Raw genomic sequence first — 17,006 nt, 5'->3', positions numbered from 1 at the left:
AGAACTTGTCGCATGGTTACAGCACGTCCGCAGTCGCGGTTCTAGCTCGCATCGGGTCTTTCGGCGCCGGTGCGGCGCCGCGTGATCCGACGCCCGTGCCGTCCCAGGAACGCACAACTGGCGAGCGTCGATTCATCGACCGAACCAGCCTGGGGGATTCTCATGACCAGATTCGATCTCGCCCGAATACGCAATATCGGCATCGCCGCCCACATCGACGCCGGTAAGACCACGACCACCGAGCGGGTGCTGTTCTACACCGGCGTCACCCGGACGCTCGGCGAGGTGCACGACGGTACCGCAGTGATGGATCGCATGGTCCAAGAGCGCGAACACGGCATCACTATCGCGGCGGCGGCGACCACCTGCTGGTGGAACGAGCACCAGATCACCATCCTCGACACCCCTGGCCACGTCGACTTCACCGTCGAGGTGGAGCGCTCCCTGCGGGTACTCGACGGTGCGATCGCGGTGTTCGATGCCAAGGAGGGCGTGGAGCCACAGTCCGAGCAGGTGTGGCGCCAAGCCGACAAGTACGGCGTTCCACGGATCTGCTTCGTGAACAAGATGGACAAGCTCGGCGCCGATTTCGCGTTCACCGTGCGGACCATCGCGGAGCGACTGGGCGTGCGTCCTTTGGCGATCCAGCTGCCGATCGGCGCGGAGCGCGAGTTCGACGGGATCATCGACCTGGTCGAGATGACCGCGAAGGTGTGGCGTGGCGACACCGATCGCGGCACCCACTTCGAGACGATCGAGATCCCGGAAGATTTGCGCACCAAAGCCTTCCAGCATCGTGACGCGCTGGAGGCGGCGGTCGCCGAAGCCGATGAGGAAGTGCTCGAGCGCTACCTCGCCGGTCGGCCGATCACCGTCGACCTCATGAAAGCCGCCATCCGGCGGATGACGATCGACGCACAGGCCTACCCGGTCCTGTGTGGTTCGGCGCTGGCGAACATCGGTGTGCAACCGCTCTTGGACGCCGTCGTCGACTACCTGCCGTCGCCGCTGGATGTTGTCGCTGTGCACGGATTCTCGCCGGAAGGCGAACACATCCACCGCGCGCCCGATGTCGCCGAGCCGTTCGCGGCCCTGGCGTTCAAGGTCGCGCTGCACCCGTTCTTCGGCAAGCTCGTGTACCTGCGGGTGTACTCCGGTACCGCCGAACCCGGTGCGACCGTACTGAATTCGACCAACGGACGAAAGGAGCGCCTCGGCAAACTGTTCCAGATGCATTCGAGCACCGAGATCGCCGTCGAGCGGGTGCAGGCCGGTCAGATCTGTGCCGTGATCGGCCTGAAGGCAACGGGAACCGGCGACACCCTGTGCGATCGGCAAGCCCCCGTCGTCCTGGAGTCGATGACCTTCCCCGACCCGGTACTCGCCGTCTCGATCGAACCGAGGACCCGCGCCGACCAGGACAAGCTGGGCACCGCCCTGGCTCGCCTGGCCGACGAGGACCCGACGTTCACCGTGCACGTCGACGCCGAAACCGGCCAGACGGTCATCGGCGGCATGGGCGAACTGCACCTGGAGATCCTGGCCGACCGGATGAAGCGGGAGTTCCGAGTCGACGCCGACATCGGCGCCCCACGTGTGGCCTACCGCGAAACCATCACCGCCGCAGTCGATCTGTTCGAATACACCCACCGCAAGCAACAGGGTGGGCACGGACAGTTCGCCAAGGTGGTGATCGCGCTGGAACCACATGTGGCCGATGACGACGCGATCTACGAATTCGACAGCCGGGTCACCGGCGGGCGGGTACCGCGGGAGTACATCCCCGCGGTCGACGCGGGCGCGCAGGACGCGCTGCGCGTCGGCACACTCGCCGGCTTCCCCCTGGTGAACGTGAAGGTGACGCTGCTCGACGGCGCCGCGCACGTGCAGGATTCGTCGGAGCTGGCGTTCCGCCTCGCGGGCGCGGCCGCGGTGCGTGCCGCGCTCGCGAGGGCCGAGCCGGTACTGCTCGAACCGGTGATGGCCGTCGAGGTCGTGACTCCGGAGGAGTACGTCGGCGAGGTGATCGGTGACCTCAACGCCCGCCGCGGCCGGGTCACCGAACTAACGGAACGGGGCGGCGCGCATATCATCCGCGCGCTGACCCCGCTCCAGGAGATGTTCGGCTACATCGGGGACCTCCGCTCGAAAACCCGTGGCCGAGCGAACTACTCGATGGTGTTCGACTCCTACGCCCCGGTCCCACCGGGCGCAGCGGCGTCGATCATCGCGGGCAGTTGATCGACACCGGTGGCGTCGCAAGTGCGGCGTCACCGGTTCGTCGGCCTAGGTGGGGGTTCCGTCCGATGCCTCGGAGTCGACCATCGCCGGAAGCTGACGTGTCCCGGCGGATCCGGCAGTCAGCAGGCGCAGCGCATCGGCCGAACCCTCATCGCGCGCGGTGTAGATCTCGAGTCGGTGGTCGGGACTGTCGGGCTGCAACCACACCTGATAGTCGACATCGACGCGCCCGACCGTCGGATGACGCAGATCCATCGGCCCCACGGTGCAATCGGCGACCTCCGCCGCTGCCCACAGCGTCGCGAAAGTCGCACTGCGCATGGCGAGTTCGCCGATCAGTTCGGCCAGGGCAGCGTCGGTGGGATGGCGTCCCGCGGTCAACCGCAGGTAGCCGACGTGGATGCGGGCGAGTTCGTCCCAGTTTCGGTACAGGTCCCTGGCGAGGGGATCGAGGAAGAACAGCCGTGGAATCGACGGGCGTCGCGCGGGGTCGTCGGGGGCGGTGATATCGAGGTGCTCGCCGACGAGCGCGTGCCCGGCACGATTCCAGGCGAGTACATCGCCACGGCGCCCGAGGACGATGGCGGGCATGGTGTCGCCGAGTGAGGTGAGCAGCGCGAGCACCCGAGGGTGAGGTTGCTCCGGTTCGTCTCTGACCAGGCGCGGGACGGTCGGTTGGCCTGCGAGATTGTGCAGGTGGGCCGTTTCGGCGGGGTCGAGCTGGAGCACCCGGGCGATGGCGGCGATGACCTGCGCGGAGACGGTCCCCGCCTGGTCCTGTTCGAGGCGGGTGTAGTACCCGGTACTGACCCCGGCGAGCTGAGCGAGCTCCTCGCGGCGCAGGCCGGGCACGCGGCGGGTGACGCCGAAGGTCCGTAGGCCGATCCGTTCAGGGGTGGTTCGGTCGCGGCGGGACTTGAGGAACGTTCCGAGGCTTTCCAACTCCATCGTTCCGATCGTAGGCACCTGGGTGCTGTCCTGCCTATCCCGGCTGGGTGTACCCACGTCAGGGGCCTGGTTGTCACCCGCACGCGCTCGCAGGGTGAGTGACATGAATCGAACCCATGACACCGACGTGCGGTCCTGGCTTGGCCTGCTGGTGGTACTCGGTCCCGTCCTGCTCGTCGCGATGGACGGCTCGGTGCTGTTCCTGGCGATGCCCGCCATCACCGACGCGCTCTCACCTTCGGCCGACGAAGCCCTGTGGATCCTGGACAGCTACGGCTTCGCGGTCGGCTCACTGCTGATCGCGTTCGGCACCATCGGCGACCGCTACGGCCGCAAGCGCCTGTTGATGATCGGCGTCGCGATGTTCGGCCTCGGCTCGGTGGGGGCGGCCTTCGCCACGAGTCCCGAACTGTTGATCGCCTTCCGTGTCCTGATGGGTGTGGCCGGTGCGACGCTGTTGCCGTCGGCGCTCGCCGTGCTCGGCACCCTGTTCACCGACCCACGCCGTCGCGCACAGGCCATCGGCATCTTCGCCGCCACCTTCGCGGCGGGTTTCGCGATCGGCCCGATCGTCGCCGGTCAGCTGCTGACGCGGTTCTGGTGGGGCTCGGTGCTGCTGATCAATGTGCCCGTGGTGCTGGTGTTCCTGGTGCTGGCGCCGGTCCTGCTCGGTGAGGTGCGCGCGACCGGGCACGGCCGTATCGATGTGGCGAGCGTGCTCACCTCGGCGACCGGGCTCTTGCTCACCATGTTCGCGGTGAAACACGTGGCCGCCCAGGGTGTCTCGATCTCGACGGTGATGGTCGGGCTGGCCGGAGTGGCTCTGCTCGGATCGTTCGGCCGCAGGCAGGGGCGCATCGACAATCCGCTCGTCGACTTCACCCTGTTCCGCAACCGGGTCTTCACCATCGCGATCATCACCGGGTTCCTGCCCCTGGCGGCCTGGTCGGCGACCGCTTACCTGGCCGCGACCTACCTGCAATCCGTGCTCGGGATGTCCATCGCCGACGCCGCGCTGCTGGCGGTCCCCGGCGCACTCGTGCTCACCGTGGCCGCCGTCCTCACCCCGGCCGTCGTCGCCCGCGTCGGGCACTCGGCAGCCCTGATCACCGCCCACTTCACGATCGCGGTCGGCCTGTTGCTGCTGTTGGCGACCGGTTCCGGCGGCGGTGTGGGCTGGTACATCGCCGCGACCGTGGTCGCAGGCGTCGGCTACGGCATCTCGTTCAGTGTGGTCGCCGACATCGCCGTCGCCGCGGTCCCGGTCGAACGGGCAGGGGCAGCCGCCGCCCTGGCCGAAACCGGCAACGAACTCGGCAACGCCCTCGGTATCGCCCTGTTCGGCTCCCTGGCCGCCGTCCTCTTCCGCATCCAGGGCCCCGACCTCGCTCCCACCCTCGGCGAAACCCTGCGCCTTTCGGCCCTCGCGCCCGCCGTGCTGGACGACGCCCGCAGCGCCTTCGTCAGCGGATTGCATGTTGTCGCCGCTACGGCGGCCGGCCTGCACGTCGTCCTCGGGCTGGCGGCCATCCGCGTCCTCGGCGGCGGTTCGCGGGCGAGTCGACCGAGCGCGCCGGGATCAGCCGAGTTGGGTCATCCCCGCCGCGACCACCTGGGCGACATTCACCAGGTCGTCGGCCGTCGGCACGGGTAGACCGTCGAGGGCGTGGAGGCGGTCGGTGCTGGCGATCGCGAACATGGCGGACACCCAGGCGGCCGCGCACGCGTGCAGGGTGCCGGGCCGAACCGGGACCGGGGTGCTGGCTTGCAGTACACGGGCGGTGACGTCGAGGAGCTGGTCGCGCAGGACGCGCAGGGTGCGGCGGACGTCGGGGTGGGTGTCGGCCTCGCGCCACATGATCACCCGCAGGACCGAGGAATGGTGGTCGCGCAGGTTGATCGCGGTGTCGAGGTTGATGAGGCTGGCGGCCGGATCGCCGGGGCTCACCACGGCGGCGAGGTCGTCGATCGGGTGTGCCGGGACGCGTTCGCGCATGAGCGCGGACAGGATCGCGTTCTTGGTGGGGAAGTAGTAGAAGACCAGTCCTTTCGGCACATCGGCGGCCGCGGCGACGGCTGCGGTCGGTGTGGCATCGAATCCCTGTGTGGCGAACAGGGTTTCGGCGGCATCCAGGATGAGTTGCCGGGCGTCGCCATCGCGTTTCGCGTTGCGGCGCCCGACTCGTCGGCCCGGCATCAGTGATGTGGAGCCATGTTGTGCAGGCGCTGGTTCATCGCGGGTAGCGCGGCGACCGCCACCACCGCCGTCACCACTCCGACCACCCATGCGGTCCAGGATGCGCCGCTGAAGGCGGTGAAGTCCATGGCCCACGGCGAGATGAACAGCAGCACGCCGAACACGCCCATCGCGTAGTCCGCGACGGACAGATCGTCCCTGGCCATCTGGATCAGACCGGTCGCGGCGATGAGTACGCCGAGCACGATGAGAGTCCAGCGGGCATTGTCGTTGGTGTCGAGCCACAGGGGCGACAATGCGGTGAATGCGCCGAGCACGACGGCGAGAAAATCCTGTGCGCGACTGTTGGTGAACATGGGGAATGCCTCCTCGTTGAGACGAAAATACCTCTGACCTCGGTCTACTCCTGATTGACCGCCCGGTCGATATCGGAAGCGGCACGGTTGGGTTGCGACGTGGGTGTCACAGGCGGCCCGGCGCACTGGTACAAACATCTGGGGGCCGTAGTGGTCCGCGACACAGCAGAACATGGCATGGGTGCGGTCGGTGACCGAGCATGCCGAGAGGACACAACATGAGCGCGCCCATCGTGATCGTCGGAGCGGGTCTGGCAGGCCTGCGAACGGCCGAGGAACTGCGTCGGGCCGGGTACGAAGGCGGTGTGCTGCTGCTCGGTGACGAGTCGCGCCCGCCGTACGACCGTCCGCCGCTGTCGAAGCAGTTCGTGCGTGGCGAGACCGACGACACCACCCTTCGCCCACCGGAGTTCTTCGCGGACAAGAACATCGAGCTGCGCCTCGGCACCGCTGTCACCGGCGTCGACACCGCCGCGCGCACCGTCGCCTTGGCCGACGGCAGCACCATCGCCTACGACCAGCTGATCATCGCGACCGGTCTGCGCCCCCGCAAGCTCCCCGGCCTGCCCCAGGTCGCGGGCGTACACGTGCTGCGCGCCCACGAGGACGCCGCGACTCTGCGCGCCGAACTCGAGGGCGCGACCCGCGCCCTGATCATCGGCGCCGGTTTCATCGGCTGTGAGCTCGCCGCCAGCTTCCGCGCCGCCGGAGTCGAGGTCACCCTCGTCGAACCCCAGCCCACTCCGCTCGCGTCGATCCTCGGCGAGCAGATCGGTGGCCTGGTGGCGCGCATGCACCTCGACGAAGGCGTGGACCTGCGCTGCGGCACCGGCGTCGACACCCTGCGTGCCGACGACGCCGGCCGGGTGTGCGGCGCCGTCTGCACCGACGGCACCGAGATCGACGCCGACCTGGTCGTGGTCGGTGTGGGCTCGGTGCCCGTCACCGACTGGCTGGCCGACTCCGGCATCGAACTGGCCGACAGGTCCGCGGGCGGTGGCGTGCTCGCCGACGAGGTCGGCCGCACCTCCGCCGACGCGGTCTGGGCGGTCGGCGACGTTGCCGCCTGGCAGCACGACACCGGCGTCCGCAAGCGTGTAGAACACTGGACCAGCGCGGGCGAACAGGCAAAACTGCTGGTCACCGCTCTCCTCGGCGGCGCACCCCTCACCATGGCCCGCGTCCCGTACTTCTGGAGCGATCAGTACGACGTCAAGATCCAGGCCCTCGGCACCCCATCACCCGACGACGACCTCACCATCGTCACCGACGACGGCCGCAAGTTCCTCGCCTACTACTCCCGCGACGGCATCCTCACCGCCGTCCTCGGTGCGGGCCTGACCGGCCAGGTGATGAAACTGCGCGCGAAGCTGGCCACCCCCACCCCGGTGGCCGACCTCCTCGCCGCAGCGGGCTGAGGGTCACCCGAGGTCTCGGGCGCCACGGCGGCGCGCACACGGTCGCGATCGGCCGATCTCACCGCTGTAATACGGTGTAGCGGTGATCGTCGCGCTCATCGATTCCGGCCTCGGCCTCTTGCCTACGGCTTCGTGGTTGCGCAAACTGCGGCCCGATGTCGACCTGTTGCTGTTGCTCGACCCCGACGGCGCGCCGTGGGGGCCCAAGCCCGAGCAGTGGGTGGTCGAGCGGGTCGTCGGCGCGGCGCGCCAGGCGGTCGAGTCGGGGGCCGAGGTGATCGTGCTGCCGTGCAATACCGCCAGCGTCACCGCGTTGGACCATGTGCGGGCCGAGGTGGGGGATTCGGTGCCGGTGATCGGCACCGTTCCCGCGATCAAACCCGCTGCCGCGCAATGTAATTCGGTGGCGGTATGGGCGACCGCGGCGACCACCGCCAGTCGTTACCAAGCCGACCTGATCGCCCGGTTCGGCGGTGACGCGAAGGTGGTCGGGGTCGCCTGCCACGGACTGGCCGACGCGATCGACCGCGGCGACATCAAGGCCATCCGCGAGTCGATCGCCGACTCCGCCGCCCGCACCCCGGCCGACGTCGAGGGCGTGGTCCTCGGCTGTACCCACTATCCGCTGGTCATCGACGCCATCGTCGCCGCCCTGCCCGACGGCGTGCGCCTGTTCGACAGCGCCCAAGCCGTCGCCGCCCAAACTGTCCGCAAGATGGACGCACTCGGACGCCCCACCACCGGCACCGGCACGGTCACCGTTCGCACCAGCGGGCGACCGGGCGAATTGCCTTCCGGTGCGGCGACATTCGAGTCGGGTCGCCTACTCGGTGCGCTTCCTGCGTGAACATGTCACCGCACCAGTGTTGAATGCGGGGAGAATCCCCGACCCGGAGGTGCGTGTGTCCGAGCTCCCCACCGCTGCACAGGTGCGCAAGGCCCTCGCCGACCTGGCGAACCCCACCGACGCGCATCACCTGCAACGTTTCTTCAAAACCGGCCCCGGCGAATACGGCGAGGGCGACATCTTCCTCGGCATCCGAGTTCCCGCCACCAGGAAGGTGGCGAAACAGTTCGCCACACTTCCCCTTTCGCAGATCGACGAACTCCTCGACAGCCCCCTCCACGAGGAACGCCTGGCCGCCCTGTTCATCCTCAACGCCCGCTTCGCCGAGGTATCGAAACCGCGCGTCCGCGACGACAAGGCCCGCGAGGAGATGGTCGACCTCTATCTGGCAGCCGTCCGGAGGGGACGAGTCAACAACTGGGACCTGGTCGACGCCTCCGCCGAGAACATCATCGGCCCGTGGCTGCTCGACAGAGAACGCACTCTACTTTTCGAACTGGCCGACCAGGATTCACTCTGGGAGCGTCGAGTAGCGCTGCTGTCCACCTTCGCCTTCATCAAGGCGGGTGACCCGAGCACCACCCTGGAACTCGCCGAGATTCTCCGGTCGGACCGCCGAGACCTGATCCAGAAAGCGCTCGGCTGGATGCTGCGCGAAGTAGGCAAACGCGTCGACCAGGCCGCGCTCACTGACTTTCTCGACAAGAACGCACCCGAATTGGGCCGCACCGCGTTGAGTTACGCGACCGAACACCTCGAGCCCGAGCAACGTGCCGCCTACCGCGCCCTGCGTTAGAACTGGATCCGCAACCGATCGGTCACCGGCCGCGCCTGGCAGCCGAGGATGTACCCGTTCTCGATGTCCTCGGGATCCAGGATCTCCGAATTGGCCATCTCCACTTTGCCTTCCAGCACGGTGCAGGCACACGACCCACACTCGCCCTCCTGGCAGGAGTAGGGCACGTCGAGGCCCTTGTCGAGCATGATGTCGACCAGCGTCTGCTTACGCGGCCACGACATTTCGTGCACCTCGCCGTCGAGCTCCACCTCGACCGTCGCCGCGTCGGCAGCCTCGGCCTCGGAGACCTCGGCGGGTGCGTGGGCGGCGAACGGATCGCCCGCGAGGGAATTGAACACCTCGGCATGGGTCCGGTTCCGTGGCACCTCGAGCGAGGCCAACGCGTCGTGCACCAGGTCCATGAACGGCTTCGGCCCGCACATGAACGCTTCATAGCTGGTGTAGGGCGAGACCAGGGTGGCCATCATGTCGGCGGTCGGCAGGCCGAGCAGCGGCTCGAGCCAGTGGATGACGGTGAGTCGCTGGGGATGCTTGCCGACGAGATCGCGCAGTTCGTCGGCGAAGATCACCGAATTCGCGTCGCGATTGGCGTAGACCAGCACGACCTTGCCCGAACCCTGCGACAGCGCCGACTTCAGGATCGACATCACCGGCGTGATCCCGCTACCCGCTCCGAACAGCAGCAGGTCTTCGTCGAGATCTTTCGGCGTGAACACACCAGAGGGCGGCAGCACCTCGACCTCGTCGCCGACGGCGAGGTTGTCGCAGAGCCAGTTCGAGCCGTACCCGCCCTCGGTGCGTTTGACCGTCACCTTCGGCTGATCATCGGTGAACGGCGAGCTGGCCAGCGAATAGCAGCGGGCGACCGATCCGGTCTGCTCGCTCGGGATACGCAGCGTCAGGAACTGGCCGGGGGTGTAGGCGAAGCGCTCGCGCAGTTCGGCGGGCACCTCGAAGACCACGGAGTGCGTATCGGCCGTTTCGGCGATCACCGCTGCTACCCGCAGCACCACCGAGCGCGAGCCGTGCGGAACCTCGACTGTGGTCATGTCGTCCTCTCGGGCAAAACTAGAACGTGTTTCAGTTTCATGCTAGGCCGGAACGCGCCTGCAGGGCAAGCTGTGCCTCGAGTCCGGCGACCAGCACCTCCATCCCGAAGTCGTAGGAGTACTTGCCGCGCAGGTCGGACATGTACTTCGTGGCTCGGGCCACCGCCTCGGGCAGCAGCACATCCGCCGGCGCGGAACGGTCGCGCGGGTTCACTCTGCTGCGGCCGAACAGGTAGGTGTGGATGGTCGCGTAGGCGGCCAGCACGTTGCGGTCGCTGAAGCCCGCGTCGAACAGGATCTCCATCACCGCTTCGATCAGGTCGAGCTGCTTGCCGAGCATCTGCTCGAGCAAGATGTCGCCGAGGCCGGGATGCGTGCGGAGTTTATCGTCTATCTGATCGATCAGATCGCGCAGGCGCTGCTGCCACGGACCGGACTCGCGCGGCGGCTTGCGCACCCCGAGCAGTGCGGCGCTGGCGACGAGATCGAGCAACTCGCGCTTGTCGGCCACGTAGTAGTACGGCGCCATCGGCGACACCCCGAGCTCGCGCGAGAGCCGTCGCATCGAAAGTTTTTCGACCCCGTCCTCACGCACCACCTTCAGTGCCGCGTCGACGATCTCTGCCTCGGACAGTGTCGAACTAGCGCCCGCCCCACCATGGTTACGCAAGCCTCTGCCTCACCTCTGCTGCCACCGGGCCATCAGCCCTTTTCCCATCCTGCCCCCGGAAGTCTAGAGGGGTTCGCAGCTGATGGGGGCGGGGTGTGCTCAGAGAAAGATTTTCCGATTCCGCCCTTTATGGCAGTCACTGACGTTAAGGTTCGAGGTGACCGGCAACACAATGGAGGTAGTCATGCCTGAGAACACCACGCCTGCGACCGTCGAATCCGACGAGGACCTGGTCACCGAGACGCTGATCGAAGAGGTCAGCATCGACGGCATGTGCGGCGTGTACTGACCATGCTCGATCTCGACACCCGTTGGACGCTGCACCCGCGGGTCTCGTTGCGCCCGGAATCCTTCGGCGCGCTGCTGTACCACTTCGGGACCCGCAAGCTCTCGTTCCTCAAGAGCCGCGATCTCGTCGACGTGGTCCGGTCGCTGCCCGCGCACTCTTCCGTGCGCGAGGCGCTGCGCGCCAAGGGCATCGACGCCTCCGACGCGCACCTGGCCGCGCTCGGGCAGCTGGCCGACACCGACATGATCGTGGCATCGCCCGGCCCGGTCACCGCCGCACCGAAAGCCTTGCCCGCGGGTGACGCACCCCAGGGCGGCAGGCTGATCGACCGCTTCGAATCGGGCCTCGGCGCACCGATCTGCCTCACCTGGGAACTCACCTACGCCTGCAACCTGTCCTGCGTGCACTGTCTGTCCTCGTCGGGCCGCCGCGACCCGGACGAACTGAGCACCGAGCAGTGCAAGGCACTGATCGACGAGTTCGAGCGCATGCAGATCTTCTACGTCAACATCGGCGGCGGTGAACCGACCGTGCGCCCGGACTTCTGGGAACTGGTCGACTACGCCACCGCGCACAATGTGGGGGTCAAGTTCTCCACCAACGGCGTTCGCATCAACGAAGAGGTCGCCGCGCGCTTGGCGGCCAGCGACTACGTCGACGTGCAGATCTCTCTCGACGGCGCCGATGCCGCGGTCAACGACGCCGTGCGCGGTCCCGGCTCCTACGACACCGCGATCAAGGCGCTGTCGAACCTCGCCGCGGCGGGTTTCAAGGACGCGAAGCTCTCGGTCGTGGCCACCCGTCACAACATCTCCCAGCTCGACGAGTTCAAGGCCATCGCCGACAAGTACGGCGCCACCTTGCGACTCACTCGGCTGCGCCCCTCGGGTCGCGGCGCCGACGTGTGGGACGAACTGCACCCGCTGCCCGAGCAGCAACGCGAGCTCTACGACTGGCTCGTCCGCAACGGCGAGGGCGTGCTCACCGGCGACTCGTTCTTCCACCTGTCCGCATTCGGCTCAGCGCTACCGGGTTTGAACATGTGCGGCGCGGGTCGCGTGGTCTGCCTGGTCGACCCGCTCGGCGACGTCTATGCCTGCCCCTTCGCCATCCACGACCGCTTCAAGGCCGGAAACATCGTCGCCGACGGTGGTTTCGAGGCGGTCTGGACCGATTCGGCGCTCTTCGCCGAACTGCGCGAACCGGTCGACGGTGGCGCGTGCACGAAGTGCTCGCACTACGACTCCTGCCGCGGCGGCTGCATGGCGGCGAAGTTCTTCACCGGCCTGCCCGCCAACGGACCCGATCCGGAATGCGTGCAGGGCTACGGTGAAGCGGCATTGACAGCGCCGGGTCGCACCATTCCGCGCCCTGCTGTCGACCACTCACGCCCGGTTCGTAGCCGTGCCAGAGTGTCGCTGCCGCTGACCGTGAAGCGCCCACCGGCCAAGGCGTGCAACGAGAGTCCGCTCGGCTAGGCGTACCTCCGCCTGCGCTCCGGCCGTGCGCAGCTGAGGAACGCTGACGCGTCCGAACCCTTTACTCCAGTCCGGTTGCCGGAAATGCGCTGCCGATCTTGTTGACACGTCCGGCAACCGGTCAGGGCGGCATTTCAGGCAGACTTTCCTCCTTTTTTGTGGGGTGATGATGTCTGAGAGCCCAACTGCGCATAGCATGCGAGGAATGCGCCATGATCGTCTGCCCGACGGCTTCGGGGTACGGATCGATCCACGGGTACGCGCATTTTCCGGGGGTCGGATCCTGATCGGAGGATCGCCCGCACGGATGCTGCGCTTGGCCCCGGAGGCCGCCGAGTTGATCGGCGACGGATACCTGGAGGTGACCGACACCAAGTCCGCGATCGTCGCCCGCCGACTGCTCGATTCCGGCGTGGCCAACCCGCGTCCGCGGCTCGAGCCGTCACTCGATGACGTCACCGTGGTCATCCCGCTCTACAACAATGCCGACGGGCTGTTACGTCTGCTCGCTGTGCTGCGCGGGCACAACGTGATCGTCGTCGACGACGGTTCCGACGAACCGGTCCGCATTCCGCCGCGATCGGGCCGTGGTCAGGTGACGGTGCTGCGGCACGAGAGTCCGCTCGGCCCCGCGGCTGCCCGAAATGCCGGATTGCAAGCGGCGACAACGGGCTTCGTGGCGTTCCTGGACTCCGACGTGGTGCCTCGCAGCGGGTGGCTGGAGGTCATGCTCGGGCATTTCAGCGATCCGCAGGTCGCGCTCGTCGCGCCGCGCATCGTCGCCCTCGACTCCGAATCCAACGCGCTCGCCCGCTACGAACACACCCGCTCCTCACTCGACCTCGGCCGCCGCGAGTCGGCGGTGCACGCGCGCGGCATCGTGTCGTATGTGCCGAGCGCGGCGCTGCTGGCGCGGCGCGCGGCGCTGCTCGGCGAGGGCGGATTCGACGAATCGATGCAGGTCGCAGAGGATGTCGACCTGTGCTGGCGGCTCGAACGCGCCGGCTGGCGGTTGCGCTACGAGCCCGCCGCGCACGTCGCCCACGATCACCGTGTCGCCTTCCGTGCCTGGTTCGGGCGAAAGCTGTTCTACGGCACCGGCGCCGCACCGCTCGGCAAACGGCACTCGGGCCTGGTCTCGCCGCTGTCGGTGCCGACCTGGACCGTGCTGGCGAGTCTGCTGTTCGCGACACTGTCGAAGTGGGGTCTGCTCGGCGGACTCGTCACCCTCGCCACGGCCCTTGTTCGTCTGCGCCGGGTCTTCACCGAACTCGACAACCCGACCAGGATCGCCGCGGTCTACCTGGCCCGCGGCTACTTCGCCGGTATGTGGCGACTGGCTTCGGCGATGTGTCGGGACTATTGGCCGGTGACGCTACTCGCCGTCATCGCGTCGAGCCGGATCCGCAGGATCGCCATCACCATGGCGCTCGCCGACGGTCTGGCCGACTGGTTCACCCATCGCGACTCCGGCGGCCTCGACCCACTGCGCTATGTGGCCTACAAGCGTCTCGACGACGTGGCCTACGGCACCGGCCTGTGGCTCGGCGTCATCCGGGCGCGCAGTTTCGAAGCGCTCAAGCCGAGCGTGCCACCCCGCTGAATACGCCTGCGTGACGAGCACTCTCATCGTCGGAGCCGGGTCGGCGGGGTGTGTGCTCGCGGCCCGGCTCAGTGCCGATCCGGCGCGCTCGGTGCGAGTGTTCGAAGCTGGACCGGCACACCGAGCAACGGGGGAACTGCTCGACCCGGCTCATCTACCGGTCGGCCCCGAATCCGGTGTGCTCTGGCGCTACCCGGGAAACCTGGTGCGCGGCAAGCTGATCGGTGGATCCGGTGCGATCAACGGCAGCTACTTCATTCGCCCACCCGCCACCGACTTCGCGGCATGGAGTGCGGTGGCAGGTCCGCGCTGGTCGTTCGAAGCGGTCCTGCCTGTTTTCCGCGACCTGGAACACGACATGGATTTCGGCAGCGCCCCCGGCCACGGCGTCGGCGGCCCGATCCCGATCTCGCGAACCAGCGATCCCACGGAGTTCAGTGCCGAGTTCGCGCGACAGTGCGCGGCGGCGGGGTTCACCGAAATCCCCGACCTCAATGCCTCGGCCGGATCTGCCGATCGGGGATTCGGCCGGGTGCCGTTGGCGGTGTCGCGAGGTCGTCGAGCAGGGCCGGCCGTCACTCATCTCTATCCAGCAATGGGGCGACAGAACCTGACGGTCACCAGCGACACCATGGTGACCCGGCTACTACTACGCGGCACGACGGTGATCGGTGTGGAGTGGGCGCGCGGTCGTGAGCGCGGGCGAAGCTATGCCGATCAGACGGTGTTGTGCGCGGGCGCGGTCGAGTCGGCCGCGCTGCTGATCAGATCCGGAATCGGCCCCGAACCGCTGCTGCGCTCGCTCGGTGTCGCGATCGTGCGGCCCGCCGCGGTCGGCGCGTGGTGCACCGATCACCCCGAGATCGGCGTCGAGTTCGGTGTCGCCGAGCCCGCCGAGTCCGCCGTCCCGCTCGAATACGTCCTCGAAATCGACGACCTGGAACTACGCCCGTACACCCCGATGTTCACGCCGGGTCTTCGCAGGATCGGGGTCGCCCTGATGCATCCCGAGTCGACCGGCGAGCTGACGCTCGTCTCGACAGATCCCACCGTCCCCGCCCACGTCGACCAGCGCTATCTCCGCAGTGCGCGAGACCGCGCCCGCCTGCGCGACGGAGCAGCGCTCACCGCGGATCTGCTCGGTCGACCGATCAGTCGCATCGACGACGAGTGGCTGTACGCCAACCTCGGCACCTCGCAACACCTGTCCGGTACCTGCCGCATGGGCCCCGCGCACGACGAGCGTGCGGTGGTCGACGAACGGGGCCGCGTCCACGGCATCGACGCCCTGACGGTCGCTGATCTGTCGGTTGTCCCGGTCCCGCTGCGCCGTGGTCCACAGGCCACGACAGTGATGCTCGCCGCAGCCATAGCCGACCACATGGTCGTGTGACGAAGTGACGGTTGATACCACGATGTGACCTGCGGGACAAACCCAGACTTCTGGCGTTTTGCCCGATAACTGCCCGGTACAGTTTGTAGCGGGAAAGAAAGGCAAATGGTCAGCAATCTTACAGGTGGGAGGCCCCCACGGCAGGCATCGGAGTCGGGCGCACAGCTCGGTGCTCTGGAAGCCTATGCCGCACAGGCCCATGGATATCTCAGTGCCGGTGGTGAACAGCTTACCCAGCTGGCCGGTCTTCTACGTCCGCTCGTTCTCGAATCATGGCTGCGCAGTGTTCGCGGTGGTGTCGATCCGACGGACGTCATCGACGGTCGCGGGCTGCGCGGCGCCGATCTCGAGCGGTATCGCGATGCCCATCCCATCGCCGCGCTCATGCCGCTGATCGACAAATTGCTGGTCCAGGACGCGTCGCAGGCCGGATTGATCGTGACAGTGGCCGACCAGTTCGGTCGCGTGCTCTCGGTGCACGGTCATCCCGAGCAGGTCGCCGCCGCCGCCGAGATCGGCGTGCGCGAAGGCGACGATCTCAGCGAACGCCGGATCGGCACCAACGCCGTCGGCCTCGTGGTGCGCACCGGCCGCGCCACCTGGATCCACGGACCCGAACATTTCCTGCATCGCATGCATCAGATCACCGGCGCCGCGGCCCCCGTGCACGAGCCGGACGGCCGTCTGATCGGCGTTCTGATGATTGCCGGCGGGATGCGGGTGGCCAAGCCGGAAATCCTCGCTCTGGTCAAAGCCGCCGCGACCGCCGCCGAAATGGACCTGGTGCTGCGCGCGATGCGCGCGAGCCACGGCATCGCGGCGCCGGCGGCGGCCAACCGCGACGACACCGAACAGGCCAACCTCGGTCTCGACGTATTGGGCCTCGGTCAACCTCAGTTGAGTATCGCGGGGGAGCGGGTGCCGCTCTCACAACGTCATGCCGAGATCCTGCTCCTGCTCACCGAACATCCCGAAGGGCTCGGCGCCGACCATCTGGCGCTGCTGCTCGACGACACCGATCTGGACAACGGCACGATCCGCGCGGCGATGTCGCGGCTGCGGTCGGTGATCGGCGCCTCGGTGGTCGGTTCGCGTCCATACCGTCTGCGCGTGCATGTCGCAACCGATGTGGAGGCCCTTCGGGCCGCCCTCGACTCCGGTGATATCGAATCCGCATTGCGCTTGTACGCGGGCCCGGTGCTGCCGCGCTCCTCGGCTCCCGGCATCTGCGACATCCGTGACGAGCTCCGGGTCCGGTTGCGAAGCGCCGTGCTCGCCGCCCCCGAAGTCGGCGTACTGCGCCGTTGGACCTCGGGCCCGGAGGGGCGCGACGACGCCGCAGCGTGGGCCGCCTACCGATCGACGGTCGATCGTGATTCGCCGCTGTATGCGCAGATAGAAGCCAAGATTCGGGTACTCGATCGGCGCATCGGCGCGGATGCAACGCAGATGCAACGTTTCGGCTCATAGTGTCCGGGTCTGAAGGTGTGGTGGCTCACATATCGATGTTCGATGTGTTGGAGCCCACACTCATGCCCTGGTCGTGAGTACCCACTGGTACAGACTGGACAATCGACCGGTTTTTTTACCGGAATAAGTTCCCTTTTATTAAATGAGCGCCTACTGTCGGCTTTGCATGGACAGGCACCATGTGACGTAACTGACACAGCCGTTGGAGGAACGATCATCAGCTAGGCACCCGCGACGGACACAACATC

15 protein-coding genes are annotated in these 17,006 nt (G+C 67.5%); 10 read left to right on the top strand and 5 right to left on the bottom strand.

Annotated features, from left to right (window positions below; translation table 11 throughout):
* Positions 1-162: 162 nt before the first annotated feature.
* Complete coding sequence (gene fusA / locus IBJ82_RS16670; protein WP_194826795.1) at positions 163-2,241, top strand: elongation factor G; 2,079 nt, start codon at positions 163-165, stop codon at positions 2,239-2,241.
* Between the two features lie 45 nt (positions 2,242-2,286).
* On the opposite strand, the gene IBJ82_RS16665 is transcribed toward fusA, so the two are convergent.
* Positions 2,287-3,189 (bottom strand): helix-turn-helix transcriptional regulator, encoded by a 903-nt coding sequence (locus IBJ82_RS16665; protein ID WP_194826794.1) that lies wholly within the window; start codon positions 3,187-3,189, stop codon positions 2,287-2,289.
* Between the two features lie 103 nt (positions 3,190-3,292).
* Between IBJ82_RS16665 and IBJ82_RS16660 the strand changes: the two genes are divergently transcribed.
* Entirely contained in the window at positions 3,293-4,843 is a 1,551-nt protein-coding gene (locus tag IBJ82_RS16660; protein ID WP_194826793.1) for an MFS transporter, read from the top strand.
* Here IBJ82_RS16660 and IBJ82_RS16655 read toward each other — a convergent pair.
* Entirely contained in the window at positions 4,769-5,386 is a 618-nt protein-coding gene (locus IBJ82_RS16655; RefSeq protein WP_056814194.1) for a TetR/AcrR family transcriptional regulator, read from the bottom strand. The genes IBJ82_RS16660 and IBJ82_RS16655 overlap by 75 nt on opposite strands.
* Complete coding sequence (locus tag IBJ82_RS16650) at positions 5,386-5,742, bottom strand: SPW repeat protein (protein ID WP_194826792.1); 357 nt, start codon at positions 5,740-5,742, stop codon at positions 5,386-5,388. The genes IBJ82_RS16655 and IBJ82_RS16650 overlap by 1 nt, the downstream gene beginning before the upstream one ends.
* 218 nt (positions 5,743-5,960) lie before the next feature.
* Between IBJ82_RS16650 and IBJ82_RS16645 the strand changes: the two genes are divergently transcribed.
* From IBJ82_RS16645 to IBJ82_RS16635, 3 genes are all read left to right on the top strand, one after another.
* The gene (locus IBJ82_RS16645) at positions 5,961-7,160 is read left to right on the top strand and encodes an NAD(P)/FAD-dependent oxidoreductase (protein WP_194826791.1); all 1,200 of its coding nucleotides are present in this window, start codon (positions 5,961-5,963) and stop codon (positions 7,158-7,160) included.
* An 82-nt stretch (positions 7,161-7,242) separates the two neighbouring features.
* Positions 7,243-8,007 (top strand): aspartate/glutamate racemase family protein, encoded by a 765-nt coding sequence (locus IBJ82_RS16640; protein WP_194826790.1) that lies wholly within the window; start codon positions 7,243-7,245, stop codon positions 8,005-8,007.
* A 55-nt stretch (positions 8,008-8,062) separates the two neighbouring features.
* Positions 8,063-8,803, top strand: a complete 741-nt coding sequence (locus tag IBJ82_RS16635; protein WP_194826789.1) for a DNA alkylation repair protein — start codon at positions 8,063-8,065, stop codon at positions 8,801-8,803.
* Here IBJ82_RS16635 and IBJ82_RS16630 read toward each other — a convergent pair.
* A complete protein-coding gene (locus IBJ82_RS16630) occupies positions 8,800-9,855 on the bottom strand; it encodes a ferredoxin--NADP reductase (RefSeq protein WP_194826788.1) in 1,056 nt (351 codons plus the stop codon). The genes IBJ82_RS16635 and IBJ82_RS16630 overlap by 4 nt on opposite strands.
* Positions 9,856-9,892: 37 nt before the next feature.
* The gene (gene mftR2 / locus IBJ82_RS16625; RefSeq protein WP_194826787.1) at positions 9,893-10,525 is read right to left on the bottom strand and encodes a mycofactocin system transcriptional regulator MftR2; all 633 of its coding nucleotides are present in this window, start codon (positions 10,523-10,525) and stop codon (positions 9,893-9,895) included.
* Between the two features lie 184 nt (positions 10,526-10,709).
* On the opposite strand from mftR2, the gene mftA reads away from it, so the two are divergent.
* From mftA to IBJ82_RS16600, 5 genes are all read left to right on the top strand, one after another.
* Positions 10,710-10,814, top strand: coding sequence for a mycofactocin precursor MftA (gene mftA, locus IBJ82_RS16620; RefSeq protein ID WP_101468422.1), 105 nt, complete (start codon positions 10,710-10,712; stop codon positions 10,812-10,814).
* Positions 10,815-10,816: 2 nt separating this feature from the next.
* The gene (gene mftC, locus IBJ82_RS16615; protein ID WP_194827193.1) at positions 10,817-12,292 is read left to right on the top strand and encodes a mycofactocin radical SAM maturase; all 1,476 of its coding nucleotides are present in this window, start codon (positions 10,817-10,819) and stop codon (positions 12,290-12,292) included.
* A 205-nt stretch (positions 12,293-12,497) separates the two neighbouring features.
* Positions 12,498-13,895, top strand: coding sequence for a mycofactocin biosynthesis glycosyltransferase MftF (mftF, locus tag IBJ82_RS16610; RefSeq protein WP_062987066.1), 1,398 nt, complete (start codon positions 12,498-12,500; stop codon positions 13,893-13,895).
* A gap of 10 nt (positions 13,896-13,905) precedes the next feature.
* Entirely contained in the window at positions 13,906-15,288 is a 1,383-nt protein-coding gene (gene mftG / locus IBJ82_RS16605; RefSeq protein ID WP_194826786.1) for a mycofactocin system GMC family oxidoreductase MftG, read from the top strand.
* Positions 15,289-15,393: 105 nt separating this feature from the next.
* Entirely contained in the window at positions 15,394-16,758 is a 1,365-nt protein-coding gene (locus IBJ82_RS16600) for a GAF domain-containing protein (protein ID WP_194826785.1), read from the top strand.
* Positions 16,759-17,006 lie beyond the last annotated feature (248 nt).

The organism is Nocardia sp. XZ_19_231, assembly GCF_015355705.1.
GTDB classification, from domain to species: domain Bacteria; phylum Actinomycetota; class Actinomycetes; order Mycobacteriales; family Mycobacteriaceae; genus Nocardia; species Nocardia salmonicida.
The sequence above is the reverse complement of the archived record's forward strand: the minus strand, read 5'-3'. Positions and strand labels throughout refer to the sequence as shown.